Genomic DNA, 14,258 nt, shown 5'->3' with positions numbered 1-14,258 from the left:
CTAGTAATTCTTTCAATTAGCTTCATCTCTACAAGATGATTTATAGCTCTTTGAACTTGTCTGCTAGAAACTCCACAGCGATTTGCAAGTGTAGTCATCGCGGGGAAAGGTTTTTCGTCTGTCTTCCACCAGCTACCAACTAGCTGAAATACCACTAGTAGTTCAGTGGGACTTAACCGGTTCTCTTTGTCTAAGAATCTATTCAGATTCAGCAAATAGGTTGGGATTTGCGCAAAGCCCCGTTCGGCGACAGCCTTACCCCATTTCGCCACTACGTCCGACATTGCCTGAAGCCTTTTATGAGCAACAAAACCATACGACATTACCATATGACATTATGTCACTATATATACAAACTAATTCATACTCAGAAACTTATACTACGGTAATTAATACCCATGAGAAGCATACATCACGGTATTGCGCGCATGCGCCAAATTTGACTGAAAAGCGCGACATTTACGTTAACCGGTACGGGAAAATTTTCCGCTTGCCAGTCATAGCGGGTACGGGCATATCGGAATCGTGGTCTGGTGCCTCGGGGGTTTCATTCGCGGCGTCGGGTGCGTTTCGGTGTAGGTTCCCCGTTCATACCGTGTGGGGCGCTTACATCGTATCCGGGAGGGCGGCTCCCGCCAGACCACACTACCGACAGCGCAAAACCGCTTCACCTGCTTGAGTGTATCACTTCGAGCAGAATTTCTGGTGAGCATTTCACATGACGGAAATTCTTGTTCGCTCATCAAAACAAAAAATTCTATGCTAGGGCTCTTTTCCTAAGCCATTCTGCGTTCCACCGAGCAGTCATCCTGTTCGCAATGGCCTCCAAGGCCGCTTGGGCTGCCGTGCGCTCCGCCTGGGGCACTATAGAGAGAATCTTATTAGGGATTCCTCGGCCCTTTTGGCATTTGCTGGGTTTGCCTCGTTTTTCGGTCGCCTCGGGTGCATTACCGATGGCCAGCGCATAGGCGTTTGCCACCTGCGTAACGCCCCAAGAGCCGACACGGACGATCCGCCGCACCCAGGACACCATGCCAACCTCTGCCAGGGCCGCCAGCGCCCGCCTGACCGTGCGCACGGACAGCCCAGCATCATCGGCCAGTGTGTCATGAGAAGGGTCTAGGCGGCCGTCCTGGCCAAGCCGACGCACCAGCGCTTCGGCTACCTTGGCCGCCCCGAGTGTGAGCCGACCGGCACGGCGGTGCAGCTCGACCCGTGCGCGCCAGATGCGGCGATCATCGGCCGAGAGAGTGCGGCGCTGGCCGGGACCAAAGATGGAACCACGACGCCATGATTGGCGCGGGCGGGTAGAGATGGGCATGCACGATCCTTTTCGTGCCGCCGAGCAGGCAGGCCACCCGATAGAGCGCACGTTTCCACGCCTCGTTTTCGAGGCTTGAATTCCGGCGCAACATGGAGGATATTCGGGGAAGCAATTTGTCCCGTTGCCCAGCCGCCAAGCTGGGGAATATCCTTCGGAAGGCCGCCCCCTGGGCGGCTTTTTCGTTTTTAGGTCTCAGTCAAATCCTACGGTTGCAGACTCGCCGTTCACACGACGGCGAGCACTGTTGCACGCCTGTATAGGCGAATCAACTAGAAGCACTCGAAGGTCGCTCTCTAAGTGTCTGATCAGACTGCAGATTCTGCACCAAAACTGCATCCGACTGCATACGGGCTAGCTACTGCAGTTTTGGACAGCGATCTAACTTATCCAAGGCAAATCCCTGCACAAAAACTGCATGCGGATGATGAGTCAAAACATCTGTTGCAGTCTTTATAAAGGCCGTCTAATATTTACGTATAAATTACTCAATGGATGCCGAACATGCCCGAAGCGTCACCGCCCCGAGTGCTATCTTGGCCAGTTCGGCCGGGGTTCTTCGATACAGTCCACTTGGAACATGCCGAAGCGCGTGCAGCAGCAAAGAAGCGCCGTGCCCTTCGTCTTGCCACGGTATCTTCGGCAGAAGCTATGGACGCTACCGCACCTCCGAAAAACGACCGTAACAAGTAAAATACACGTCGACCAAAGTAATAGGTTCGTCCATTACAAATAAAGATGCACCTAACTCTTGACAATTCGCGTCTATTGTGTCTATATGGGCACATGACGACCCCTATTACTACAAAAAATCCCTCCCGGCTTGCCCGAAACAACGCCGATGCTGAATACCTAATCGCATTTTCTACGTCCGAGAAACGCGAACTATTCGCTGATGAGGCGGCCGCCCTCGCGGCGAAGCGCATCTTTCGAGAGGTTTGCGCAGCGGCCGGTGCCTCCGTGCGATCAATCAAGATCGCACCCGCACATGTCCTCATGACCGTAGGCCTTCGCGGCAATATCGCCCCGACGCGCTTCGCCGCCTCGATCAAAGCCAAGGCTGCCCATCGCCTGCGCGCCGAACACAGCCTGCTTAGCAAGCGCGTCACCATGTTCCATACTGGTAGCTTCATCCGCACGCTTGGCACACTGGACACCGATTCCCTCGCGCAGTGGCTCTTGCAATCCTATGGTTTTGGCATAGAGACAATCCATGCTGTTTTTCTAGAACTCGAAAACGGTCCCGACCTGCTAGACCTTCTAGACGCCGACAAGCCCGTCGCACCCGAGCCGGTGAAGCGCCAGACTAAGGGTGCGGCGCGATGAGCGATCTGACCGAAACCTTCATTCAAATGGCCTCGGAACAACTCGCCATCGCCAAAGCTGCTTATTCCCGTGGAAACACGGGCGAAGAGTCTGCCGCCCTGCGTGCGTGCGGCGAAGCCATCGATGCGGCCGAGCGACAGGTTGCCCATGAGGCGGCCCAGATCATGGCAAATCAAGATGCGATTCTCGCGAAGGCGAAGACTCATCCCAAACTCTTCCGCGCGGTTTTGAAGGCGCACGGCATGATCGACTGATTGCGAAAAGGTCTTTCGGTGAGAGTGCAATAGTAGCACCCGTGTTTTTTCAGTTCACCGAGAGACCCAGGCAGACCGCGAAAGTAGATCGGCGCGGTCTGCCGACTTTTCCCCCCGATTGGTGCGATTTAAAATCAGTTGATCGCACCGACGCGCGGCCGGAATTTACTTACCCGGTCGCGCACCTCTCTTCCTATTTGAATAGAATCTAAAACTTGCCTGATAACAGAACCACAATCGTCGATGACGGCACCGACACAGAGGACCATCCGCCCCGGCTGGCCCCGTCCATGGAGCCAGTAGGCCGACCGGCCGAGCCAGACCGACACCGCATTTCGCAGAAGGCCTTTACCATTGCGGATGCTTTCAAAGCGATGAGCCAAGGCCGGAACTAAGAACATGACTGAACTTAATGGCCGCGAATATGCGGATGCCGTGTTTGCGAAGGCCAAGCTTGCCGGGTTCACGGACCTCGATATCGACGTTACGACCCCGGCCGCAACAACCCTGCCCGAATGGCTTGCAGCCGTCACGCCGAGCCGCAGTGAGCGCAAGAACCGAATCAATGAATCGGATGTGTTCGAGCAGGTAGGCGACCCCCGTGGTGCAGACCGCTTGCGACAGGACACGCTTATCAGCCTGTTGCAAGCCTATCGCCAAGGCCTTGAGGACGGCACGCTACCTGCAAAATATGCCGGTGACCTCAGCACCAATGAGACACTTCGGTTCTCACGGTTCCTCAGCCTCATCCTCAATATGGATGCAGACCTTGCCATGCGTTTCGCTGTGCAGACCGTCCCGAACGTGCCTCTCGGCTTGTCTGAACCGCTGAACGCTATCAGCAAGGCTACGCCGCCAGTTGTCGAAATCGATGAAGAGCGTCCGACCAAGAACGATAGAATCGTTTTCGCCGGAGGATTCTTTTGAAGATGAGCAAAACGTTCCTCCTATATCGCGCTTCACAAGGTGTTGTTTCAGCCTTGATTACGGCACTAGCGGTCGATTCCAGCGAAAACCGGCCACGCCCATATGGCGGGTCGGATGGTTACCGCTCTTTCTTCTTCGACGTGAACCTTCAAGATTTACGCAATGATGTTCGCAATGCACTTGCGGAAAACGCGGCCCACGGCACCTACACTCTCGGCGTCGAATACCCCGGAATCAACTTCGATATGGGCGCTGCACGGCTTGTCCGAAGCTTGAACGCTAATCCTATGAAGCCCGAGTGGGTTCCGGTTGCCGCTGGAATGCCCAGCCAGCTCAAGGGCGTTTACGATGATCGCCCGCTGATCCTGCGCTTCGAGACGATTGAACGTGACGTGCGCGGCGCAACCCGCATGCCGAGCGGCGTTCCTCTTCAACTACCCGAATTCACCGAGACCCCAGAATAATGATTCCCCCGAACACCCTGCGCCTTTACGTCCCTTACGATACCCGGCCGCCGGTCCCGCCTGTCGAAGTGACCGCCGTGGCCGTATCGCCACGCAATACCCTGGTTTCCCGCTATCTGTCCGCCGCTCACGTCGAATGGACCTTCGACGTGTCTCTAACCGACCCGACAGGCATACTACGGCGCTTTGTCCAGACCTTCGACGCCTATGCCCGCGTCAATGTCTCTCTGAATTTCGGCACCGTTGACGTGACCCTGACAGACGCGTCTATCTCCGCACGCCTCAATGAGGATGTGGACGCCGCGTTGATTGCCGCTGATGACGGCGACACCCGGCCCCTGCTCCTCCGCTTCATCGTGGAAGCCAAGGACATTGCACAGCGTTCCCTGAATCTGACAGGCGTGGCGACCACGCTGGACGGGCTGCCTGCACTCTCATGAGCACGTCTAACATGGCGATTCGGCCGCACTCTGTCTGTCTCCATGCCCTGAATGGCACGCAAGTCCCATCGCCTACCATCGAGATCACCAGCGTATATCTCGACAGATCAGACGCAGAGGAATGGACCGCTCACCTCCAAGTTTTCGATCCTACTGGGACGATGCGGCAATATCTCTCAGCGCTTGAAGGCACTTCACGGATCAACGTCGCATTTTACGCAAGCGGCATCGACGTGAAGATGCTTGGTGCAAAGCTGGTGCGGTCGGTAAACGCAGATGTTGACCTCAATGCCTTATCTATTCGGCATGGCGATACACGTCCTCTTATGCTGACTCTAGTCGCTGCGGCCGAGAATGTTACGCAGGATTCGGTGTATCGGCCCGGCGTGGATATTTTATCATGAGCGTGACCTCATCAGCCGCTGTGCGCACCGCCAAAGCGAACGTCGATTTGTCCGCAATCGGCTCTGATGCCGTCCTGACAATCTATGACGGCACGCGACCGGCAACCCCCGACACCGCGATCAGCGGGAACAATCCTCTGGTAGTCTTCACCATGACCGGCGCTTTCGGCACGGTGTCAGACGGCGTTCTGACCGCTGCCACGATCCCGGCTGCGTCGGTCACGACTGCAGGCACTGCCGCATGGGCGCGGCTCGCCACAAGCGGCGGCACTGCGGTCTATGACTTCGCGGTCTCGACCGAAACGGCGGCGACCGGCGACATCCAATTCGCAGCGGTTGATATGGTGGCCGGGGTGCAGGTCTCCATCGCCAGCTTCACGCTGACGGAGCAGTAAGCCCGGTGACGGGCCGCCCGAGCCGGACGATTGCGGTGCAGGCAGAGCGGCGCGTCATCGTGGTTCCCGCCGAGTGCAGGTGCCTGGATGCTGGCACGGTGGCGCAGCCCGACGACGAAGCGGTGAATGACCTTCCGGGACAGGTCGAAAAATTTCAAAAACCGAGTGCTTCCCAATGAATGACCCTTGGGACACCATCGGCTAGCGCGCGCTGCCAGACCTATGCAGCGGAGGGTGCCGGGACCGGCCGCACCTCCCCCGGCACCCCTAGGTCAGCAATGCTGCCATAGAAAAGGCACCATCTCATCGCGAGCGGTGCCTTTTCTATGGATATCTGCCGTTTTAGGCGTTGCCAAACATGCGGACTTATGACCAGATATCCGCATGTTCAGTGTTTGACGATGAGTCGACACAAGGCAAACCAAGGGTTTCCAGTTATGCGCAAAGTCGGTTCAGAAAACGTAAGTCCGCATGTTTCAGAGCGCGACTACCTGCGACCCGAGGAAGCCAATGCAGTGATCGCGGCAGCGGGACAGATCGGACGGCAGCGGCTGCGCGATCAAGTCTTGCTGCGTCTCATCTACCGTCATGGACTACGCGCCACCGAAGCCCGCTACGTCAAGTGGACCGACATTGATCTGGATGGCTCCAAGACCTTCCATATTCATCGCCTGAAGGGCTCTAACGACAGCACGCACACATTTGACCGTGACGAAGTGAACGGCCTCAGGAAGCTTCGTGATGCATCTGAGAGCCCGTTTGTCTTCGTGTCGGAACGCGGTGGCCCGATCAGCCCTGATGCCATTGCGCGCATCGTGAAAGCGGCCGGGATCAAGGCGGCCATCGGTTTCCACGTTCACCCGCACATGTTGCGCCATAGCGCGGGCTACATGCTCGCGAATGAAGGGCATGACACCCGCCTGATCCAAGACTTCCTCGGTCACAAGAACATCCAGCATACCGTGCGCTACACGAAGCTTAGCGCGAAGCGTCTGGCCGCTGTTCGGGTCCGCTAATTCAAAATACTATAGTCTACGTCTTCAAGAATAGACGCTTGCCGCTGGCTCATAGCATCGATTTCATCTATACTGACCGGGCTTATCTGCGAACCGACGTTCACGATAACGGCCGGTGCTCTGCTGTCTCTCGTGGTAAAACCGCCTCTGGTGCTCAAGAATGCCCGCACGCTCGGCGCATCGCCCAATTCCGCTAGTTCATAGCCCCTGGCTGCAATTGCAGCGATGCCGCGCGCCATGCCGCCCTGGACCGCCTGTCGCCACTGCGGGAGGAAGGTATAGGCTTCGGCCCATGTCGCGGAATCAATACCCATGCGCGCAGCTAAATGCACCGGCAGCACGCCATGCCGCGACATCTGCTCGATCACCGGAAGCACCGCTACCAGCGCTGCTTCGGCGTTCTCGGGCAGGTCTTGCGCATCGATGGCGGCCACCATCTCATAGGTTCGCGGCAAGTCCTTGCCCTGCGGCAGGGTTGCCAAATACGCGCCCAGCTTGCCGATATAGGCCTGCGTCGGGACGGTCAGAGCACCCCAGCCTGACAGCGGCAGCGCCGCCACCGGAGCCGCTGAGATGGTCGCTAGGGGCGTCTCTGCTGTAGGTTCGGCCACCAGCACCGGGCGGCGCTTCGCCGCCGTGCGCGGCTTCGTCTGCGTCTTCACGGGCATGCTAGTGCCTGGTGCTTCGGCGGTCTGCCGCTAGCCGCATAGACCAATGGGGCAGCGCCTCGCATCCCAGCTAACAGATATTCCCGATAATCAAGCAATTGGCCCAGTAGAGCCGTATCGCCCAGGGCCGCAGCGGTCTGAATCTCCGCGTCCAGGCGGCGGCGGGCCGGTGCGCGGTGCGAGCGCGGGAGATCGCGGCGATAGCGTGTGTTGTCCGCATAGATAAGCCAGCCACGCTGTTCGGGCAGGGGTTTCACACAGAAGGCATCGCGGCGGCCGAGCTGCGCCAAGACCGCGCGAACACCCGCCCGCACCTCGGTTTCAGTCGGATTGCCTAGCGTCCATGCGGCTGCCCAACTCAACCGCTGCCCGTAACCTGCGGGACTGCGGGAATCACGTATTTGCCGTGCTGTAGCCTGCGGGATTCGCACGGTTTGACCGCGCCCAGCCGGGAGGGTCAGCCATTCGGCAGGTTCCGGCTCCGGCCAAAATTCGAAAGGTTCAGTTTCAATCATAAGAAAGTCGATTTATGTAACGATATTGTAACTATTTTTTGGTCAGCCACGAAATTTGTGCGCGCCCGAGCAACTAGGCTGATTTTACATCACTTAGGTGATATCGCCTAGACTCCAGAGCCAAATATCGTTATCTAGACTGCAGATTTAGAGAATGGTGCGCGCTATGTCTTACCGCATGGAAGAGCCGAACTATGTGCAAGCATGGTTCAAATGGGAATGGTTTAGGCTTCAGTTCCAGTTCTTCGCTAAGGTCGGCGCAGCCCTGTTCTTCGTGGGTGGGTGCGTCGTCTACGCGTTCGATCCTGCCGCCGTGCCGGGGTTCTTTGAGCTTGTCTACCTGATCGGGGCACTATGTGCCGTGGCGGGCGTTTTGGTCGTGGTCTTCGGTATCATCAGGGCAATCCTCCGGCCGAAAGCCATCGTCCCCCTGCCGCGCGATTACCGATAGGGGTTGAAGTGTTCCACAAACCCTGCCAAGTTGAGTTGTGGAACACGGATACGCCGTTACTTATAAAAGATCGATGGCGGCAAGTATCGTGCCAAAAATACAGCCAGTTCGATAAATTTAATTAAATAAATATCTTGCCATTCTCTAGGTGGCCGCGGCGGTTTGTGATATGCATTCTCATAGAATGCGCAATCCCGCGCGATATCACTTGAGGCTATTTCCTACTTGCTTCCGACTAACACGCTTTTGCACGTGCGAAAGCCAATTGCGCTCGGTGCCGACCTGCACCAGCGCCTGACCCAATTCCAAATCGATAATCGAATTCGAACCGCGTCCGACGCGCTGCGCCTTCTGCTGGCTCGGGGACTCAAGGCCGCTGCCACCGAGGTGTCGAAATGACCCGTCGTCGTCTAGCCCGGAACCGGGTGAGCTTGTCGCTCGAACGCGAGCCCGATCTCGTGGCCGCACTGCAGGCCTTCCGCGATGCCCACGGTGGCCTGTCCGAAGCCCACGCAGTCCGAGCGCTGCTGATCCTGGGTCTCGATGCTGTGGCAGCCGATGCGCGCGCAACCCCTTGAACGACGAAACGGCGATCCACCCCTGAATCGCCGCTTCCTGACTAACCACACAGCCTATTTTGAAATGACTAGACTAACCCATGACTATCACAAAATACTTGACTAAGTCAAGTGAAGAAAAACCGTCCGGCGCAATCTCGGCTCTCATTGAGGCCGGGTTTACCAAGCAACTTGTTATTCCTGTTGCCCCACCCATTGCACCCGGCATTACCGTAGGCGGTCTTGGTAAGACTCCAGCCCGCGTCTCACTGAATAACGACCAGTGGTATTATCTGAACGACTGGCGAAATGGCGTTAGCGATCAGGTCCGCGAAACGTCTGACGAAGCGGGCGCGAATGTCGGCCTGATCCTCGGCACACTCCATTCTGAGCAAAATTACATTTGCCTAGATGGTGACATGACGACAGGCACCAGCGAGGAAGACCGCGCGACAGTGGTTGCGGTGCAACTCCGCAGCCGCATGATCAAGGCAGTGGAGCAATATCTCGGCAAGCCGTTCCCTGTGCGCAATACCCGTCCCGGACGGGTCGCAATGGTGTTTCGTATCAAACCGGGCGCAAGTGCGGGCCGTAAGGATGTGGTTTACCTAGCGCACCCAAAGGAAGGGGATCTGGGCAAGATCGAAATCCTTGCAAACGGCCAGCAGGTTGTGATGGGGGGTGTCCACCCGGTCACGATGGCACCGATCACATGGTGCATGAGCGATGATGAGACCGTTACCGTCCCGGCACCGCAGATCGCGGATATCCCCATGCTTGAAAGCCGCGAAGCCTTCAATGCCCTGCTGGATGCTGTCCTAGCCGATTTGCTACTGGCCCGGATCAGTGCCACCCGCAGCACCGGCACGGCGCAAGGCACTACAAAACGAACCGAGGAAGACCAGTGTCCGCCTAGCGCAGAGGCTGTAATCGAAGCGTTTGATCTGCTGCCCCACGATGCACGTATTGATCGCGATGCTTACGTCAAGCTCATGCAGGCCGCCTCGGCTTGCCGTCGAATCTTGATTGACCGGGACGCCGCGAGCGCTGACGAAATCGACCAGCTAGATATCGCGGTGGTCGCCTGGGCAAGCCGGTGGGAAGACCCACGCGGGGAAGGAACAACGGTCGAAAAAGAAACCGGCAAGTGGTTCGACGACTGGCAAAATGGTGGCGACTATGCCGGATGGCCCACTATCCGAGGCATGGCCGACGCAATGGGCGTTGATGAAGTCAGCCAGCATGAAGCGCAGGGAGATTTTGAACCCACCGAAGGCCCTCCCCCAGCATGGTCGAAAAAGCGGATCGAGTGGAAGCCCGGTTGCCTAGCGGAACTCGTGACCAAGACCGAGGATGCCCTCCTGGCTGCGCCGCTGCCGATTTACCAGCGGGGCAATGACCTTGTTCGCCCTGGTGTCGCCAAGATACGCACGCGCGGCAGCGACACGACGACCGAAGCGGTTGTGTTCAGCGTTATCGGCGATTTCGGAATGCTGGACCTGATCAGTCAGGCTTCGATCTGGGAGACCTATGATGGGCGGAAAAAGGACTTCAAGGTCATTGATTCCCCTATGCCAGTGGCCAGAACCCTCCTATCGCGCAAACACCTATGGCGGTTCCCAGCAATCACGGGGATCATCGCTGCACCGACCCTGCGGCCGGATGGCTCGGTGCTGTCCGAGCCTGGATATGACGAGGCCACGGGCTTCTTTAATACAGCGGCCGATATCGCCCTGTCTTCGGTGTTGGATGCGCCGACCAAGCAAGACGCGGAACGGGCGCTCAACCTTCTGAACGGTCTGCTGGAAGACTTCCCGTTTGCAGACGCGGTGCAGGGCAGAATATCGGCGGGTCGTGCGGCGATGCTATCCGGGCTCCTTTCCGCGGTTTGCCGGGGGTGCCTCGGCCCAATTCCCCTGCACGCGATCAACGCCACCGCAGCGGGAAGCGGCAAAACCTATTACACCGATCTTGTTGCCGGGGTTTCGCTCGGTCGCAGTTGCCCAACCCAAGGCGTTCCGAATGCGGTTGAATTCGAGAAGCAACTCGACGGCATGCTGCTAGCCGGTCATCCCCTGTTCTGCCTCGATAACTGCAACGGGGTTCTGCAAAGCAACAAGCTGTGTCAGGCCCTGACAGCATCCACCTTGTCGCTGCGGCCTCTCGGCAATTCCGACATGCCCGAGGTCTCCATGCAGGCCATGATGATCGCGAACGGCAATAACATCACCATTGCCGGTGATCTGGTGCGCCGCGCTCTTCTGACTGTGCTGGACCCAAAGGTCGAACGTCCCGAGCTTCGGGATTTTAAACAAGAACCGCTAGACATGATCCGCGCGGATCGGTCGGTTTATGTGGAAGCCTGCCTCATCATCGTCCGGGCCTACATCCTTGCAGGTCGTCCGGGATGCATTCGGCCAAAGCTGGCAAGCTTCGATGCTTGGAGCGACAACATCCGGTCAGCGCTGGTCTGGCTCGGTTGTGAAGACCCGGTGGCGACAATGGAACAGGTGCGGGCAGCAGACCCGGTGCTTGGCGCGCTCCGGTCCTTTATGGGCTCATGGCCTGCCAGCCTGACGAACCCAAAGGGCCAAACCGTAGCCGAGTTGGTTGAAGCGGCGAATGCGCCGCACCCGAAAGCCGAGATCGGCAGTTTTCGCTATCTGAACCCCGATTGGCGTGAAGCGTTGAAGAACGGGCCAGGGCTGGACACCGATCCCCTCGGCAAGTGGTTGCGTGATAATGCCGGCCGCGTTGTCGATGGTAAGCGGATCGAGAAGACCGAATACAAGGCGTCCGGTAGTATCTATCGGTGGATCATTCAGGACATCGCCGCGTTGCAAGAGGCCGCATAATGGGGATCACCCCGCGATAATGGGGATACAATGGGGATCAAAAACCGATCCCCATCCCGAAAAGTGCAGTCTGTATCTAAGGTATCGTCTGATAATGGGGATAGATGGGGATACCTTGCTGTCTTAGCGTAAAGAAACTTACATCGATACGGTATCGTATATAGATGCAATTTATAGGGACTGCGGTGAAACATCCCCATTTATCCCCCTATCCCCATTATTGCCCTTTGCGGCCCACGACAGCCAGCATCGCCCTGCCCGCCAGCACGACGAGCTGCGGATCAAGGTGCAGCTAGAAGGCATGGGTCGCGATGGGCATGGTGTGGGCGTCTCCGGGATGGGGAGACAGCCTTCTGACCGGCCGGTGTAAGCGCGGTGTAAATGCCGTCGGCGCAAAAAGCGCCGGGATATGGAAGGGCAATGGTGGAGCTGTGAGGGATTGCACCTCAACACCGTGCTTGCGCACGGCCACCTAGCGCGAGCCCCCTTGCCCAAACAATTTGCCCAGATGGTTGATCAGCGTCACTTCAACCAAATTGATTATGATGCGGCGTCCATAGGTTCCATACCCAAGGCATCCGCCAACCTGCGTCCATAGCATCGTCTTCAGCCCGGAAGACGCAGGCCGCCCAAGGATACATCTTCCATGTCTCATCGTCTCGTTTTTGGCGGAATCCATCCGGTTTTCGCTCCATCATGGCGAGCTGACAAGACACAATCTGACCTCGAAACCAACTTATCACTCATAAAAACACAGAAACACGGTTTCACGTTTAACTGTTTTTCTGTGTCCACGATTCGATGAACTTCGTGACCTCAATTACCATCTTCGTGCGCTTGGCTGTGCAGGCCAGTTTGAACCGGTGATGCAGGTCATCCGGCAAGTCGATGGTCAGCCGTGCCGTCTTCGGTGCAGGGGCCGCCGTGACCGAGGTCGCCTTCGCGGGATTTTGGGTCTCTGCCACGGCCTCCGGTGGAGGTGCCACCGTGGCGGCTTCCTCCGGTGCGGGCGTGCTGCCCCCTGCCCCGGCGACGAAGGCATCGGCCTTCGCAATCTCTTCCGGGGTTGGGGCCGGTCGGGTCGGCATCGAAAACCCTGCGCGCTTCGTGCTCATCGGCTCATCTCCTCTATCTCGGCCAGGATTGCCCTGATCTCATCCGCCGCCGCACCTTTCGGCTCATGCTCGATCACGGTGGTGCCTGCCGTCATGGCTTCGGCAAACACGATGCGCTGCGTCGTCCCGGCTTTCAGGACCGGCAAAGCGAATTCTGCCAAGGCGTCAGTGATCTCCCGACCAAGCACCGTGCGGCCGATTTTCCGTGAAACCACAAATGCGGATTTCTGTGTTTCTTTGAAACTGTGCGCATCTTTGACAAGGTTCACTGTCTCTCTGCTCGCCCAAAAATCTGCGCCGCTCGGTTGCACAGGAATCAAAACGAAGTCGGCTGCCGCGATGGCAGACCGCGCCACCTCATAGTTGCGGGGTGCGCCGTCGATGATCACCGCGTCATAGTCCGCCGCCATTGCGGGCAGGTCGCGATGCAGCACCGGCTTGGTCAGTCCGATGACTTGGAACGGGGGAGGGGACGACCGCACGGCGGCCCAATCTTGCGCCGTCTGCTGCGGGTCCGCATCGATGAGCAGAACCCGCTTACCCTGGGCAGCTATGGCCGCCCCCAGGTTCAAGGCCAAGGTCGTTTTGGAGACCCCGCCCTTTTGGTTGACGACAGCAATGATCATGCACAGGTCTCCGTGAATACGAATAGACGTTTATACGGAAACACAGAAAACTGTGCAATCGTATTCACGTAGACGAGATTAGTTGGAATTATCCACAGGTTCGCATCGAAAAATTGCAGTCAATGTCTAACTTTAATCGATTTGTTCTATATTTGTTCTACAAACATTTTTCAAAGCGACATCCGATGACTGACACACCCCGTCCACCGTCCGCCCGCAGATATGCCGGAACTAATCACGTTATAACCGCCTTTTGCCGTGGGTGTGGATGGTCGAAGCGTCTCGATCTAGAGGCCCTTGTCGCCGGGCGCCACGCAGATACGCCGCTGATCCACCTGACGCTTCGCTGCGGGCAATGTGGTTCGCGGGACTGCGATAGCACCGTGAGCTACGATGACCCGCGCTATCGGACGCTGCCGCCCGTCATCACGAGCCCGGCCGAGCTGGAAGGGCAGGGGTGATGGCCCATGGTTCTGTCCAGAAGCGCCGCGACATGGCCCTCAAGAGCCTGGTTTCGGACCTCGACGGCTTCGAGCTGGATGCCACCTGCGGCAGCTGCCGGCGGGAAACGACCTTTCCCGTGTCTGATCTTATCCCGCGCTTCGGCACCCAAACTCTGGCAACCGTCACGGCCCGATTACGCTGCCGATTGCCAGACTGCGGGGGCAAACCCGCACAGCTGACTTTGCGGCGCGGTGGTTATCTCATTCCGCTGATCGGGCCGGGGTCCTGGGACTGATTGTCTATTCGTCGTCGTCTTCACCGCGACTCGAAGGGGTCGGGAGCTTTTGGCTAATCGCTTTGCGGTCTTCGATAGTCACGCGGCGGGGGTATTCGTTCGGAAACGCTTTGGCAATTTCGCCCAAAAACTCCACAAGTGGTTGCATGCTGTAGGCGTTTGATGCAATGATTCCCTTGTTTTTT

The 14,258-nt window shown here is 57.6% G+C and carries 17 protein-coding genes; 12 read left to right on the top strand and 5 right to left on the bottom strand.

All coding sequences use genetic code 11. The features are described from left to right. The coding region (locus tag ASILVAE211_RS25040) for a helix-turn-helix domain-containing protein (protein ID WP_227324094.1) at positions 1-284 on the bottom strand (284 nt) is incomplete at its 3' end. Positions 285-2,107: 1,823 nt separating this feature from the next. Between ASILVAE211_RS25040 and ASILVAE211_RS25035 the strand changes: the two genes are divergently transcribed. From ASILVAE211_RS25035 to ASILVAE211_RS25000, 8 genes are all read left to right on the top strand, one after another. Next, entirely contained in the window at positions 2,108-2,647 is a 540-nt protein-coding gene (locus ASILVAE211_RS25035) for a transposase (protein ID WP_227324093.1), read from the top strand. After that, positions 2,644-2,901 (top strand): hypothetical protein, encoded by a 258-nt coding sequence (locus tag ASILVAE211_RS25030; RefSeq protein WP_227324092.1) that lies wholly within the window; start codon positions 2,644-2,646, stop codon positions 2,899-2,901. Before ASILVAE211_RS25035 ends, ASILVAE211_RS25030 begins: the two co-directional genes overlap by 4 nt. Before the next feature lie 399 nt (positions 2,902-3,300). Next, entirely contained in the window at positions 3,301-3,828 is a 528-nt protein-coding gene (locus tag ASILVAE211_RS25025; RefSeq protein WP_227324091.1) for a hypothetical protein, read from the top strand. A 2-nt stretch (positions 3,829-3,830) separates the two neighbouring features. Next, positions 3,831-4,292 carry a hypothetical protein gene (locus ASILVAE211_RS25020; protein ID WP_227324090.1) on the top strand — a complete coding sequence of 154 codons (462 nt, stop codon included), beginning with the start codon at positions 3,831-3,833 and terminating at the stop codon, positions 4,290-4,292. After that, positions 4,292-4,732, top strand: coding sequence for a hypothetical protein (locus ASILVAE211_RS25015; protein ID WP_227324089.1), 441 nt, complete (start codon positions 4,292-4,294; stop codon positions 4,730-4,732). Before ASILVAE211_RS25020 ends, ASILVAE211_RS25015 begins: the two co-directional genes overlap by 1 nt. 11 nt (positions 4,733-4,743) lie before the next feature. Further along, positions 4,744-5,136: a hypothetical protein gene (locus ASILVAE211_RS25010; protein ID WP_227324088.1), complete on the top strand. Its 393-nt coding sequence runs from the start codon at positions 4,744-4,746 to the stop codon at positions 5,134-5,136. Then, positions 5,133-5,531, top strand: a complete 399-nt coding sequence (locus ASILVAE211_RS25005; protein ID WP_227324087.1) for a hypothetical protein — start codon at positions 5,133-5,135, stop codon at positions 5,529-5,531. Before ASILVAE211_RS25010 ends, ASILVAE211_RS25005 begins: the two co-directional genes overlap by 4 nt. Before the next feature lie 437 nt (positions 5,532-5,968). Continuing rightward, complete coding sequence (locus ASILVAE211_RS25000; RefSeq protein ID WP_227324086.1) at positions 5,969-6,547, top strand: tyrosine-type recombinase/integrase; 579 nt, start codon at positions 5,969-5,971, stop codon at positions 6,545-6,547. Here ASILVAE211_RS25000 and ASILVAE211_RS24995 read toward each other — a convergent pair. After that, a complete protein-coding gene (locus ASILVAE211_RS24995; RefSeq protein WP_227324085.1) occupies positions 6,544-7,215 on the bottom strand; it encodes a hypothetical protein in 672 nt (223 codons plus the stop codon). The two genes, ASILVAE211_RS25000 and ASILVAE211_RS24995, sit on opposite strands and share 4 nt — an antisense overlap. A 681-nt stretch (positions 7,216-7,896) precedes the next feature. Between ASILVAE211_RS24995 and ASILVAE211_RS24990 the strand changes: the two genes are divergently transcribed. The 3 genes from ASILVAE211_RS24990 (at position 7,897) to ASILVAE211_RS24980 (ending at position 11,593) form a co-directional block, all read left to right on the top strand. Next, positions 7,897-8,181, top strand: coding sequence for a hypothetical protein (locus ASILVAE211_RS24990; RefSeq protein ID WP_227324084.1), 285 nt, complete (start codon positions 7,897-7,899; stop codon positions 8,179-8,181). 431 nt (positions 8,182-8,612) lie between these two features. Then, positions 8,613-8,759: a hypothetical protein gene (locus ASILVAE211_RS24985; protein WP_227324083.1), complete on the top strand. Its 147-nt coding sequence runs from the start codon at positions 8,613-8,615 to the stop codon at positions 8,757-8,759. 80 nt (positions 8,760-8,839) lie between these two features. Further along, positions 8,840-11,593, top strand: coding sequence for a hypothetical protein (locus ASILVAE211_RS24980; RefSeq protein ID WP_227324082.1), 2,754 nt, complete (start codon positions 8,840-8,842; stop codon positions 11,591-11,593). 773 nt (positions 11,594-12,366) lie between these two features. Here the strand turns inward: ASILVAE211_RS24980 and ASILVAE211_RS24975 are convergent. Together ASILVAE211_RS24975 and parA are read right to left on the bottom strand one after the other, a co-directional pair. Next, entirely contained in the window at positions 12,367-12,708 is a 342-nt protein-coding gene (locus tag ASILVAE211_RS24975; RefSeq protein WP_227324081.1) for a hypothetical protein, read from the bottom strand. Further along, the gene (parA, locus tag ASILVAE211_RS24970) at positions 12,705-13,334 is read right to left on the bottom strand and encodes a ParA family partition ATPase (protein ID WP_319799644.1); all 630 of its coding nucleotides are present in this window, start codon (positions 13,332-13,334) and stop codon (positions 12,705-12,707) included. The genes ASILVAE211_RS24975 and parA overlap by 4 nt, the downstream gene beginning before the upstream one ends. Before the next feature lie 460 nt (positions 13,335-13,794). Between parA and ASILVAE211_RS24965 the strand changes: the two genes are divergently transcribed. Continuing rightward, a complete protein-coding gene (locus ASILVAE211_RS24965) occupies positions 13,795-14,073 on the top strand; it encodes a hypothetical protein (RefSeq protein WP_227324080.1) in 279 nt (92 codons plus the stop codon). Positions 14,074-14,077: 4 nt separating this feature from the next. Here ASILVAE211_RS24965 and ASILVAE211_RS24960 read toward each other — a convergent pair. Next, the coding region (locus tag ASILVAE211_RS24960) for a hypothetical protein (RefSeq protein WP_227324079.1) at positions 14,078-14,258 on the bottom strand (181 nt) is incomplete at its 5' end.

Source organism: Acidisoma silvae, from assembly GCF_020618775.1.
Classification (GTDB): domain Bacteria; phylum Pseudomonadota; class Alphaproteobacteria; order Acetobacterales; family Acetobacteraceae; genus Acidisoma; species Acidisoma silvae.
This window is presented reverse-complemented; position numbering and strand designations above follow the sequence as displayed.

What these genes read in the sequence shown, in the direction of transcription:
- ASILVAE211_RS25035 (WP_227324093.1), top strand. Translation starts at nt 2,108, where the DNA reads ATGACGACCCCTATTACTACAAAAAATCCCTCCCGGCTTGCCCGAAAC.
- ASILVAE211_RS25030 (WP_227324092.1), top strand. Translation starts at nt 2,644, where the DNA reads ATGAGCGATCTGACCGAAACCTTCATTCAAATGGCCTCGGAACAACTC.
- ASILVAE211_RS25025 (WP_227324091.1), top strand. Translation starts at nt 3,301, where the DNA reads ATGACTGAACTTAATGGCCGCGAATATGCGGATGCCGTGTTTGCGAAG.
- ASILVAE211_RS25020 (WP_227324090.1), top strand. Translation starts at nt 3,831, where the DNA reads ATGAGCAAAACGTTCCTCCTATATCGCGCTTCACAAGGTGTTGTTTCA.
- ASILVAE211_RS25015 (WP_227324089.1), top strand. Translation starts at nt 4,292, where the DNA reads ATGATTCCCCCGAACACCCTGCGCCTTTACGTCCCTTACGATACCCGG.
- ASILVAE211_RS25010 (WP_227324088.1), top strand. Translation starts at nt 4,744, where the DNA reads ATGGCGATTCGGCCGCACTCTGTCTGTCTCCATGCCCTGAATGGCACG.
- ASILVAE211_RS25005 (WP_227324087.1), top strand. Translation starts at nt 5,133, where the DNA reads ATGAGCGTGACCTCATCAGCCGCTGTGCGCACCGCCAAAGCGAACGTC.
- ASILVAE211_RS25000 (WP_227324086.1), top strand. Translation starts at nt 5,969, where the DNA reads ATGCGCAAAGTCGGTTCAGAAAACGTAAGTCCGCATGTTTCAGAGCGC.
- ASILVAE211_RS24995 (WP_227324085.1), bottom strand. Translation starts at nt 7,215, where the DNA reads ATGCCCGTGAAGACGCAGACGAAGCCGCGCACGGCGGCGAAGCGCCGC.
- ASILVAE211_RS24990 (WP_227324084.1), top strand. Translation starts at nt 7,897, where the DNA reads ATGTCTTACCGCATGGAAGAGCCGAACTATGTGCAAGCATGGTTCAAA.
- ASILVAE211_RS24980 (WP_227324082.1), top strand. Translation starts at nt 8,840, where the DNA reads ATGACTATCACAAAATACTTGACTAAGTCAAGTGAAGAAAAACCGTCC.
- ASILVAE211_RS24975 (WP_227324081.1), bottom strand. Translation starts at nt 12,708, where the DNA reads ATGAGCACGAAGCGCGCAGGGTTTTCGATGCCGACCCGACCGGCCCCA.
- parA (WP_319799644.1), bottom strand. Translation starts at nt 13,334, where the DNA reads ATGATCATTGCTGTCGTCAACCAAAAGGGCGGGGTCTCCAAAACGACC.
- ASILVAE211_RS24965 (WP_227324080.1), top strand. Translation starts at nt 13,795, where the DNA reads ATGGCCCATGGTTCTGTCCAGAAGCGCCGCGACATGGCCCTCAAGAGC.